This window comes from Bradyrhizobium yuanmingense, assembly GCF_029167105.1.
Lineage (GTDB): Bacteria > Pseudomonadota > Alphaproteobacteria > Rhizobiales > Xanthobacteraceae > Bradyrhizobium > Bradyrhizobium yuanmingense_A.
Map to the genome: position 1 here is coordinate 1 of NZ_JARFML010000076.1, position 11,435 is coordinate 11,435.

The window sequence follows — 11,435 nt, forward strand, 5'->3', positions numbered from 1 at the left end:
CGAGACCCGGCTCGATGGTTCGGTTCTCGACCGCGAAAGAGCCGCCAGCGCTTCAATCTCATCGTCGGTCATCGCCAATTCGACCGCTTGCCGCCATCCTGCCATGAAACCGCTCCTCGTTGCGCCAACCGCAACCGAGGAATCCGCCAACACTCAATCAGTTCCAGCGCAGGCTTCTTGGAATCGATCGTCTAGTCGTATGGTCGACCGACAGGTCGCATTTGACTACGCTGGCGGGCACCAGATTGCCGCCTCTCACGACCGGACAGCGCTTGCGACCGCCCACCGAGAGCGTGACTGCCCGGTCAGCCCCAAAGATCGTAAGAGAGACACCAGCGATATCGGATACGTACACTGTGAACACATCGACCTGATCGTCTGCCCGAGCCGGAGCTGCATCGACGTGTTCGCGCAAGTGGTGGATCTCTGATGAAAGTGCGCCCACGGTCTTGTCAGCAGCGTTGGCGACTATTATCCGGCGAAAACCGTCCGTTGTCCTATCAAGGACGCCGATATCGTTCGTGAGAGAAGCCCCCGAGAGCCTCATAACAACAGCGGACGCGCGAACGAAAAGATCCGAAAACGATATCTGTCTATTCTTAGGACGTGTCGCGTTGATCTCATCGAGCAGGGATAGGAGCGCGTCAATTTCGATTTCTGTCTCGTAGTGAAATTGAGGTTCAGCTGCGCCGCGCGAACGCGCTGGTTCTGCGCTTAGGATAGCGGCGTGGTTCGCTGTTCGATTCGAGATCGGCTCCGCTGCTGTTCCGCCGGATGTCGAACCAAGCGCGGCGCTCGCCGCTTGCACGTCAACCTTCACGATTCGTCCACGTGGACCGCTTCCGGTCAACCCGAACAGATCGATCCCGTTCTCGAGAGCGATGCGCCGCGCCAGCGGTGAGGCCATGATACGTGATGATTGAGCACAGGATGGTTTGGCAATAGAAGGTGGCGCAAACGCAACGGGAACGACGCTCGAGACGTTGGTCGCCGCGTGGGCCTCCTGCAAGTGCAAAACAGCGATCGTCTGATGGACGTCAGCGCTGTTACCTGGCTCGACAAGGATTTCCTTCAGGCGCCCTGATACCTCGGCAGTCAGCTCGACGACCGTCTTGTCCGTCTCCACTTCGGCAATCGGTTCGCCTAGTTCCACCTGGTCCCCGACTGATTTGAGCCATCTCGCGATCACACCCGACTCCATTCCAGCGGAAAGGGACGGCAGAATGATATTCATAGCGAATTTTTCTCGTCCACTCAGGCGACTGCCCGAAGCCCTTGGGCGACGAGCATTTCCTGGAGAGCAGTGGTGATGTCGCCAGGCCGGGCGCAAGCTGCCGCTTCGAGCACTTTCGAAATGCTTGGTGAAGCATCAGCCCCGTGCACGCGCTGGATTGGCTGGTCCAGCCAGTCGAACAGGCGTCGCTGCGCCTCATCTGCGAGCCATCCGCCATAAGACGTTCCCGCCGCTCCCTGCTCGACAATCAAGAGATTGTTGGTCTTGCGCACAGACGCTTCGATGGTTTGCCAATCCACACTAGCCCGATCGAGGCTGCGCAGATCTATGATTTCCGCGTCAATCCCATGCTCATCTGCAAGCTGTACCGTCGTACGGACCATCGAAAGATAGGTCAGGATCGTCATGCGGCTGCCGGTTCGCACAATTTTGGCTTTGCCCAGTGGAATGTAGAAATCAAGGTCTTCTGTAGGGGTGGAACCCGTAGAACTGTACAGGTCGACATGTTCCAGAACCAGAACCGGGTCGTTGCACAAGAGCGCAGAATTCATCAGTCCGACATAGTCGAACGGCGTTGACGGTGCCACTATTCGCCAGCCCGGAGCGGTGGCGAATATGCCAGCCGGGTCCATTGAGTGCTGAGATCCATAGCCGGTGCCCATGGCCACCTTGGTTCTCAGCACCAGGGGCATTGCATTCCCGCCTCCAAACATGTGACGTGCCTTGCCGATCTGGTTGAAGACCTGGTCAGCAGCAACCCACACAAAGTCGGGATACATGAACTCGATGACCGGGCGGACACGCCCGTCGGCCGCCATGCCACCGGCAAGACCGGTGAATGCATTCTCGCAAATCGGTGTACCTAAACATCGATCGGGATATTTTCGTGCGAGGCCGCGCGTTGCGCCATTAGTGCCACCTTTCAGTCGATGGATATCTTCTCCCATCACGACGATGCGTGGATCTGTCGCCATCCTTCGGTCCATGACGTCAGCAATTGTATCAACGAACTTCACACCAGGTTTCAGCTGGCCACCAAACGTTTCCTCTTCCTCGAAGCGGACATGATCGAATTCTTCAAGATTGCCGCGCACTCCAAAATCCCGGAAACTCTCATCAGGCCAAAGTGACGGGACAATCCGTCGTTTCCCCTCAGATGTCTCGATCAGTTCGGATGCGATAGCGTTCATCATCTCAAGCGCTTGATCGCGGAGCCGAGCAATAGCGCCTTCACCGAGGATCTGACGCTCGAGCAGATGCTGTGCGGCCTGTATCAGTGGATCGCGCGCGCGCCATTGCGCCTCCTCCTGCTTCGTTCGGTAACCGAAGGCTGACCCGGGCAATGCACCGTTCTGGTGGAAGAAGCGGTAAACGTCTGCTTCAATGATGGTGGGGCCGTGACCTGTGCGCATGTGTGCGTTGGCTTCCTCGCTTGCGAGATAGACCGCAAGCGGGTCCATACCGTCGACCTTGAATGATGATATGCCAAATGCGAGTCCGCGCGACGACAATCTGGTTTCTGCGGTTGACTCTGCCACGGTTGTCGAGACCGCGTATCCGTTGTTCTCGATGAAGAAGCAAATCGGCAGCTTCCAAGCTGCCGCAATATTCATAGTCTCGAGGACTGAACCGATATTGACTGCGCCATCGCCGAAGAAAGTGTACACCACGTTGCCAGTGTTAAAATGGCGATGGACCCATGCCGCGCCGGCTGCAATTGGAACGCCGCCACCCACGATGGCATTGGTGCCAAGGTTGCCTGACTCTGGCCAGCGCAGATGCATCGAACCGCCGCGCCCTTTGCAGAAGCCTTGGGCAAGCCCGAGGATTTCGGCGAGCGTTCGTTTGGCAAGATGCCGAACCTCCCCGCTGAATGGCTCTTGGTAATCGATACCATCCCGCTCCACAAAGCAAAGTGCTTTGGCAAGAAACTGGTGGTGAGCTCTGTGCGAGCCATTGACTTGGTCACCTGGACGCATGGCGATAGCCGAACCGACAGCGCCGCCCTCCTGACCGATGGCGGAATGTGCCGGACCATGAACGAGCCCTTGAGCTGCTAGTTCCAGCACCTTCTCTTCGAAGGCACGAATCAAGTGCATCTGCGTCAGCATCGTGGTGCCCAGTTCAGGCTCTAGTGCGGCCCAATCATCCCGGGACGCCTTGATCTCTCGCCAAGGCGCCAATGGCTTGAGGTCTTTATATTCCGGCATTTCCTGTCTCCCTGAACCGACGCAGCCGGCGGGGCCTGCTGTCTCAACTGGCAATATAAAGGCCGCCATTCACATGCAGTGTCTCGGCTGTAATGAAGCTGGCGGCATCCGAACAGAGAAAAGCCGCGGCTTCGGCGATCTCCATAGACGTACCGAGGCGTTTCAACGGTGTTTGTTCGATCAATTGACGACCGTTCGCGGCGATCAGCGACGAGACCATCAGCGTTTCGATGAGGCCGGGAGAGACCGCATTCACCCGGATGCGCGGTGCCAGCTCGAGCGCCAACGTGCGCGTCAGCGTCAAAACGCCGCCTTTGGCGGCGGCATAGTGGCCATGCCTGAAGCTACCTTTGTGGCCAGCCATTGATGCGATGGTTACAATGGCGCCGGCCTCGCGCAGAAAGGGTGTTGCCGCGCGCACGGTGTAGAAGACGCCGTCAAGGTTGATGCGAATGAGCTTTGACCATTCGGCGTCCGTCATATCGGAGAGCGCCTGTTCCAGGTAAAGTCCAGCACCGGGGCTTAGAAAGTCGATACCCCCGAAGGTCTTCGCAGCAAGCTCAACGACCGATTGCGCCTGCTGTGAAGAAGAGACGTCATGAGCCAGCGCGACGACCCGGTTTCCTTGAGGGTCCAGTCGCTTGGCAGTTGCCTCGATGGCCGAGAAGTTAAGATCCGTAAGGACCAGATTGGCGCCATAGCGGTAAAAAAGCTCCGCACAAGCACCTGATATCCCCCCGCCTGCGCCGGTTATTAGCGCTGTCTTGCCCGAAAAATCGTATGACATGATCCCCCGAGAGATCGTCGTAAGTCCAGAGCCAATCGTCGTAAGTCCAGAGCCATACGTGTGACAGCATGTGCTGGTGTCGGTCAGAGCCTTCCGCGGCCCATGCAGGAAGTGTCGGCTAGGATGTGAGCCGCTGACCGTAGTGTGGAGCAAAGTGCGTTGAGGCGCTCCAGGTGACTAGGCTGACGATTCAGTCCTCATCAAAGCGAAAACGGGGATGTCCCGGACCGCTCACGATGCATCCCGCCGTTGGCGTAGCGAAATGTGCCGTCATCAGCTTCGTGGGCGTGTCGACGCAGCGCGCAATCAGGTCCCGTAGGGTTTGGGTCGCCGCCGCGGCGTCGTAACCGGCGTTGAGCCAATCGGGTCGCGCGAGCTGGATGGGATGGTGGATGGCGTCACCGCTGAAGATCGCATCCTGGAACTGCGAGCAAAGGTAAAGGCCGCAATGGTGTCTGGTGTGACCGTGGAGGGGCATGTAGCGCACCTCGTCCGGCATTTCGCTCTCGAAGACATGGTCATCTTCCACGAACATCGCCAAACCGCGGTCCACCACAGGCAATACGCTGTCGTCCCACGCAAGCTTGCGGTACGGCTTAACCGTCCCCGCCCCAATGGCCTCCCGCCACCATTTGAATTCACCTTTGCTGATCAGGTAACGAGCGTTGGGGAAGGTAGGGACCCACTCGCCGTTGAGCAACCGCGTATTCCAGCCGATGTGGTCGGCGTGGAGATGCGAGCACATGACAAAGTCGACCTGCTCGGGAAGCACGCCTGCGCGCGCCAGGCGCTCGAGGAAGGGGTTCTGCAAACGATGCCATGTCGGCTCATACGAACGCTCCTTGTCATTGCCGCAGCACGTATCGAACAGGATCGTATGGTGTCGCGTGCGTATCAGATACGCATGCATGCTCATTTTCAGATCTAGAGTCCCCTCCTCCATGTGACGGGGCCCGAGCCAGTGCAGATGCTCCGCAGCTTCTTCCTTCGTCACGCCCGCCAGCAGATAGTCTGGGGCGATCGTGAAATCAAATTCGCTGATCATATCGACGCGAATGTCCCCGAAGACCTGGGTTTTCATGCTGCAGCTCCTTTCGCTCGAAGCGCAGCGATCTCGTCTTCTTTAAATCCGAATTGCGCAAGCACCTCGTTCGTATGCTCCCCCATCAACGGAGCACGCCTCGTCGGCTTGTCCCCCACACCCATCTGGACCGCTTTGCTCATGCTTTTGTACTTGCCGACGATCGGGTGGTCGTGCTCGACGACGAGCCCTTCCGCCAGGACTTGGGGATGGTCGAACATCTCATTAATCGATCGGACTGCGATGGCGGGGACCTTGCCAAGCATCAGTTGCTCCCATTCGCCGGCAGTGTGCTTCTTTAGGCCTTCCCTGATCAGCGGCTTGATTTCTTCCCTTAGCGCGGTCCGCTTCTTGAGCGTGTCGAACCGCGGGTCCTCCAGCAGCTCCGGAAAACCGAGAAATTCACAAAGGCTCTTCCAAAAGGCCGGTGTGGTGGCCTGCAGGTAGATGTAGCCTTCCTTGGCGGGATAGATGCCCGAGTAGCTCGCTCCCCACCAACGGTCCACGTCGCGAGGCTCGCTGTCGGCCCATATGAACTGGCCCGCCTGCATTGTAATAGCAGACCGCATAAGAGAGGTCCTCACATGCTGTCCTTCGCCTGTCCGCAGCCGATGGACGAGTGCTGACAAGATTGCGATGGTGGTCATAGATGCCGTGTAATAGTCGATGATCGAACCATTCAGGATCTGCGGCGCTCCCTCGCCGCCCTGCATAGCGGCCAGGCCGGTGAAGCACTGCAGCATCGTATCGTAGCCGGGATGATTCCGCAGCGGCCCGTCTTCATTTTCGCCGTAACCCGTCAGCGAACAGTAGATGAGATCGGGGCGACGGCTTTTTAGTGTCTCGTAATCGATCCCAAGCCTGCGAGGCACGGACGGGCGAAAGTTGTGCACTACGACATCGGCCTTCGCCACCAGCCGATAGAATGCGGCCAGCCCTTCGGGCTCTTTCAGATTGAGCACCATCGAACGCTTGTTCCTGTTTGTTCCAAGAAAGGTCCGGTTGTCTTCTGCTAAGGTGGATGGATATTGCCGCGTGGCGTCCCCGCCCGGAGGCTCAATCTTGATGATGTCGGCGCCCACGTCGCCGAGTAAAGCACACCCATATGGCCCAGCCATATATTGGGTGAGATCCAGAACAACTATTCCTTGCAGGGCTTCCGGCATTTTTGGCTCTCGTGCTCGAGTGTGATGCGACATGGAAAGACTATTACGGCCCGACGCGCGGACGACTGCTCGGCATCTGCAGTATCAATAGGCTGGAATTTCGACGGCCGGGACGTCGCGAACGTCAATACCGGCCGCCTCAGCCTTCTTGATTACATCCATGGCCGCCCTAAGGTTGGCGTAATCGAGAAGCTTTGACTTGTAGCGAATCGCGGCATGGCCACGGGCGATCCCCTCCGCAAGAGCTGAAATGATTTCGCGCGCCTCATCCACCTCCTTCTGCGAGGGCGAGTAGACCTCATTGATGATGGGGATGTGGCTGGGGTGGATTGCCGAGGCAAAGGATGCGCCCATGCGTTTCGACTTTTTTCCGAACCGCCGCACCATCTCAAGATCATCCAACTGCCCGCACATCGCCCCTTCGATGTGCACGATCCCGGCGGCCCGCGCCTGCAATACAGAGTACGCCCCGAAAGCTACTCCTTCGAGGGCGTCATCGTCCTCGAACTGCAGGCCGAGAGAGCGGCCCCCATCCCCTTGAGGGTTCGGCCCGGTCGCGGACCCCGCCCGCTTTATGCGCTGCGACGCCATGCAGATGTCGTAGAGCCGGTACATCGCCACGGCCGTTTCCGGATACGGGCAGACTTCGATTGCGCCGAGAGGCAGGCCGCGCGAACGCTCCAGCTCCCCCAGGACAAGGTCGAGGGCCGCGACATCCTCTGGGCCCTCAGTCTTGGACAACATCACCCCGTTGAGGCCCTCGACGACCACGGCACTCAGATCATCTACCAGGCACCCCGTCCGCCAGGCGTTGAGCCTCACGAACAGCCCAACTGGTTTGATCCTCAGCTCTTTGATGGCTTCGGTGACCGCAATGCGCGCCGCCGGCTTCTCCGTGATGCCGACCGAGTCCTCCAGATCAAGGATCAGCGCGTCAGGGCCATATTTCGGCGCCTTCAACATCCAGTCGAGCTTGTGTCCAGGGACGAAGAGCATCGAGCGATAACACTTAGCGTCTCGAAACGTCTGAGGCATACGGCTCCCTTAAAGTCTCAACTTGTTGATCGTTGTTTCTTATAACGAGCCTGTCCGCGTGATTTGATGAAATTGGCAGCACTTGAAGCCGAATTTCGGCGCTGAAGACGGTGTCCTCAAAGGATTTTCACGAGTTGGTCGATGATGTAGTCGGGAAGCAGTTTGCACCGGCCTTATCTGCCTCAATCCGCGGCAATCGCGAAATAGCGGATCAATTCACGCTGCTAATTCTGATTTTCTGACCGTAAACTCGGCCAATCTGCCAGCGATTAGGGTATTCAGGACTGCGTCTCGGAAACTTTCACCTCAATGAGAAGTTCGCTATCGTGCAAGCCGCAACGCCCCAGCCCATGGTGGACAGACAGACTTTCTGAGATGTTGAAAGATGCTATCGCAGGCTGATCGGCGCGCAGTTCTTGTTGTCGAAGCAGTAGGTGCTCGTCAGCATGGTCGGGTGCTGTAGCGAACGTGGCCGCCGGCGACGAAATCGTCCTGCAAGATGTCCGCTCGACCAAGCCGCACGATGGGAAGAACGCTATCGTTGTAGGCGCCTGTCTACTGAAGGGGCCGCGGTCCAAGCTCACCGTACCCGAGCTCACGGACAGCTTCCGCTAAGCGCGCTAAATCCCTAGCGGGTCCCCGCGCGCTTTACACGGAACCTACTGCCACTCCAAAGTGCCGTCGTTTGCCTGTGAGGTCAGAACAGCGCTGTGACGTCCGCTGTGAAGGGGCGGAGCGCAGAGCTCATCCGATGTCGATCGGTTGTTCATAGAGATGATCGTGCATAGATGGAGGCGGAACGGAAGTAAGTCGGTGATCAAGCTCAGATGCGCGGGTTGGCTACCGGATTGCCGCTTGGGCGTCCGAGGCCTGCTCCTACTGCGGGCGTCGGCGCTCTTGCAGCTTCTGACGGGCATTCGCTCTGCCGTGGTCCCGCCTCTGCCCATGCACGATGATAAGAAGAGGGCCTGATCAGGACTGCCTGTATTTGCCTTGAAATTGCGAAGAACCCGACCAGTTCACGGCCGATAGCAGTGCAGGCTACTCGTTGACTTGCCACACGCAACCAGATGCGCTTTCGACCGATACGTGACGAACACGTTCGTTGCCGGCCTTGGTGACGCCGCCTCGCCTGGCGGATTTTCCCGTCGATCGGTCGCCTAGCAACGGGGCCTCCATAACCCGTAAGTTGATGTGCTTCTCAAAACGGCTTACGTCACCAACCTCAATGTGACGGCGACGATCAGATCGATGCCTCGCAACGTTTGAAGTGCTCGCACGAGCCGGCTCCAGAGATCAAGCCGAGACGAACTCTTTTGATCGTGCGTTCCAGTCGAGCGACCCTGTTCTGCCAGCGCAGATAGCGCATCGTCCAACCCTTCTTGCGGAAATGGGTGCGGCCGTTACTTGAGCATGAAAACGCTCACCTCTTGCCGGTGGACCCGCAATGCCTCGCTGCCGCCGGGGGCGAACGAGATCTCGCGTGGCTTCATGGCCTTCATCGGGAACCCATACTGCTGTATCTGATCCATCAAGTCGAGGCTGGCGAAGTTGGCCGGCGCGTAGCGACCGAGCGAGAGAAACGGCGTCCCGACAATTCGTCTTCGCGATCGTCCGGCATCCTTCGGACAGCTTGGCGCTACCACCATGCCTCGTGGCGGAGCGACCGGATTAGACGATAAAGACCTTAGTCCGTCAGGCCAGCCGCGTAACAGAAATGGACGCGGTCAAACCGGTTGGCGATCCGCACTATGACACGGCGCATGTCGGCGGCCGAAGCATCGACCTCACCGAAGAACCGAACCCTCCCTCTCAGTCTGCGTCCGCAATCGGGGACGATGTTTCTTAGCTTGGCCACATCGATTCCGACAAACGCTTCGCTATAATTTGTCTCGGCTCGTTGTCTGTGATGAGGTCGGCTCGGATCCGCTCAAGCAACCATCATACGCGCCGTGTAGGGAGCCGCCTCAGCGGCAGAGGCGAACATACAGTCTTACGGACATGAGACGTCGGCATGGTCGAGGAGGTGATCGCTGCCTAAGATGCGTAGCGGCGTATCATTGCCGAAATGGCACGCGCCGCAGGCCGGTGACGTCACGGTCGCGCCAGCGCGCAGGAGTGTTCGCAGGACGCCGTTCTCGAAAGCGTCTCGTAGTACATTCGATGATATCGGTGTCACGACAAGTCGTACATCAGGCGAAATCTTCCGGGAGCTTGAGATCCTCCATCCTTCCACCTGAGCATGACCCGATGTACGCTGCCTGCACTGTTGTCCTTCTCACCTCACTGAGGGGCTGAATCTTCGAAATGTCTCCAGGCCCAGAAACCAACGGTTCGAACGTAGACAAGTCGTATGTGTAGGAGGCGACGTAATTGGCGTCTCGGTCCGGTCATCGGTTCGAAGGGTTCTCTCGCCCTAGGCCGCAAGTAGTCGAGAAGCCTCTGGTGGTACCGAGGCTCATAGCGCCAATGTGGTTCGAACCGTTCGCCACGCCCATGCGCACGTCAATAGGTAGTGACTGCAACCCCGGCCCACCGAACTCAAGCACACGACTATCAGCTCGGCCACGAAGTGAGCTGCTGCCGCTTTGATGGACACCCGGTTAAGCTAATCCCAGCTTGCGCTCGAACTCAACCGGGCTGAGATAGCCGATGGTCGAATGCCTGCGGGTCGTGTTGTAAAATCTCTCGATGTAGTCGAACACATCGGCGCGTGCCTCATCTCTGGTTCGATAGATCTTGTTGGCCGTACGCTCGGTCTTGAGCGAGGAGAAGAAGCTCTCCATCGCCGCGTTGTCCCAGACGTTGCCGGAGCGGCTCATGCTGCAAACGATGCCGTGGTCGGCCATCAGGCGCTGGAACTGTTCGCTGGTGTACTGGCTACCCTGGTCGGAGTGATGCAACAGCGCATCCGGCTTGCCGCGCCGCCAGACGGCCATCAACAATGCGTCCGTCACGAGCTGCGCCGTCATGGCGGCACTCATCGACCAGCCCACCACGCGGCGTGAGAACAGGTCGATCACCGCTGCCACATAGAGCCAGCCTTCGGCCGTCCAGAGATAGGTGAAGGCGGCGATCCATTTCTGGTTCGGACGCTCGGCAGCGAACTGCCGGTCCAGAAGGTTGGCCGGCACCGTCTCGAGCTGTCGATCGCCGCTGTCCTTCGGCAAGCACCGACGTCGCGGCCGTGCCTTCAAGCCTTGCAGGCGCATCAGCCGCTCAATGCGGTGCAGGCCGCAATCCGCCCCGTCGGCGAGCAGGTCACGCCACACCCGGCGTGCGCCATAGGTGCGGTCGCTGGCGGCGAAGCTGGCCTTGACCCTGCCGCCGAGCTCCTCGTCGCTGCGGAATCTGGCGCTGGGAGAGCGGTTCAGCCAGGCATGGAAGCCCGACCGCAACACTCCCAGCGCATCGCATAGCCATGCCACCGGCCAGATCGTCCGGTGCTTCGCGACGAAGGCGAACTTCATGTCGCTTCCTTCGCGAAGTAGGCTGCGGCCTTTTTTAGGATATCTCGCTCGGCCTTCAGCTTGGCGACCTCACGGCGCAGCCGCTCGATCTCTTGCTGCTCGGGCTTCATCTGCCCATGGCCGGGGAACGCCTGTACCGGGTCAGAGCCGAACTCCTTCACCCATTTGCGCAGTACGTTCTCATGAACGCCCAGGTCGCGACCGGCTTGCGCCACCGACACCCCGCGCTCCCTGACAAGCTTGACCGCTTCGATCTTGAACTCTCGGCTGAACTTCCGTCTCTGCATGACCAACCTCCGGCTTGATAAAACACCCAATCTCGGTGTGCGCAATCCGATGCAAGCCGGCCACTGATTCCGACGCAATCCGGCCACCGATTCCGACGGAAGTCGGCCACCCATTCCGATCGAAGCCGGCCCCCTGTTGAGACCGGCCTGACGCTCTCGAAGACG

Annotated in this window: 8 protein-coding genes and 1 pseudogene; all 9 read right to left on the reverse strand. The window is 58.8% G+C overall.

What is annotated here, in order from left to right; translation table 11 throughout:
* Window positions 1-157: 157 nt before the first annotated feature.
* Window positions 158-1,234, reverse strand: a complete 1,077-nt coding sequence (locus P0R31_RS39845; protein ID WP_275520789.1) for a biotin/lipoyl-containing protein — start codon at window positions 1,232-1,234, stop codon at window positions 158-160.
* A gap of 20 nt (window positions 1,235-1,254) precedes the next feature.
* Window positions 1,255-3,444, reverse strand: a complete 2,190-nt coding sequence (locus P0R31_RS39850; protein WP_275520791.1) for an alpha-ketoacid dehydrogenase subunit alpha/beta — start codon at window positions 3,442-3,444, stop codon at window positions 1,255-1,257.
* A gap of 43 nt (window positions 3,445-3,487) precedes the next feature.
* Window positions 3,488-4,231, reverse strand: a complete 744-nt coding sequence (locus P0R31_RS39855) for an SDR family NAD(P)-dependent oxidoreductase (protein WP_275520793.1) — start codon at window positions 4,229-4,231, stop codon at window positions 3,488-3,490.
* Between the two features lie 190 nt (window positions 4,232-4,421).
* Window positions 4,422-5,312 carry an MBL fold metallo-hydrolase gene (locus P0R31_RS39860; protein ID WP_275520795.1) on the reverse strand — a complete coding sequence of 297 codons (891 nt, stop codon included), beginning with the start codon at window positions 5,310-5,312 and terminating at the stop codon, window positions 4,422-4,424.
* Window positions 5,309-6,478, reverse strand: coding sequence for a CaiB/BaiF CoA transferase family protein (locus tag P0R31_RS39865; RefSeq protein ID WP_275520798.1), 1,170 nt, complete (start codon window positions 6,476-6,478; stop codon window positions 5,309-5,311). Before P0R31_RS39865 ends, P0R31_RS39860 begins: the two co-directional genes overlap by 4 nt.
* Before the next feature lie 84 nt (window positions 6,479-6,562).
* On the reverse strand, window positions 6,563-7,474 hold the full coding sequence (locus P0R31_RS39870) for an HpcH/HpaI aldolase/citrate lyase family protein (protein ID WP_275520800.1): 912 nt from the start codon (window positions 7,472-7,474) through the stop codon (window positions 6,563-6,565).
* Window positions 7,475-8,584: 1,110 nt separating this feature from the next.
* A pseudogene (locus P0R31_RS41250) lies at window positions 8,585-9,377 on the reverse strand (transposase); the annotation flags it as partial.
* Between the two features lie 129 nt (window positions 9,378-9,506).
* A complete protein-coding gene (locus P0R31_RS41255) occupies window positions 9,507-9,749 on the reverse strand; it encodes an aconitase family protein (protein ID WP_430516896.1) in 243 nt (80 codons plus the stop codon).
* A 367-nt stretch (window positions 9,750-10,116) separates the two neighbouring features.
* Window positions 10,117-11,270 (reverse strand): IS3 family transposase gene (locus P0R31_RS39880; RefSeq protein WP_275520804.1). Its coding sequence is split into 2 segments (ribosomal slippage): window positions 10,117-11,021 and window positions 11,021-11,270, totalling 1,155 coding nucleotides; the frame shifts between segments, so codons are not numbered across the junction.
* Window positions 11,271-11,435 lie beyond the last annotated feature (165 nt).

Excerpts from the sequence above, each read along its gene's own strand:
- P0R31_RS39850 (WP_275520791.1), bottom strand. The coding sequence starts at position 3,444 with ATGCCGGAATATAAAGACCTCAAGCCATTGGCGCCTTGGCGAGAGATC.
- P0R31_RS39860 (WP_275520795.1), bottom strand. The coding sequence starts at position 5,312 with ATGAAAACCCAGGTCTTCGGGGACATTCGCGTCGATATGATCAGCGAA.
- P0R31_RS39855 (WP_275520793.1), bottom strand. The coding sequence starts at position 4,231 with ATGTCATACGATTTTTCGGGCAAGACAGCGCTAATAACCGGCGCAGGC.
- P0R31_RS39865 (WP_275520798.1), bottom strand. The coding sequence starts at position 6,478 with ATGCCGGAAGCCCTGCAAGGAATAGTTGTTCTGGATCTCACCCAATAT.
- P0R31_RS39870 (WP_275520800.1), bottom strand. The coding sequence starts at position 7,474 with ATGCTCTTCGTCCCTGGACACAAGCTCGACTGGATGTTGAAGGCGCCG.
- P0R31_RS39845 (WP_275520789.1), bottom strand. The coding sequence starts at position 1,234 with ATGAATATCATTCTGCCGTCCCTTTCCGCTGGAATGGAGTCGGGTGTG.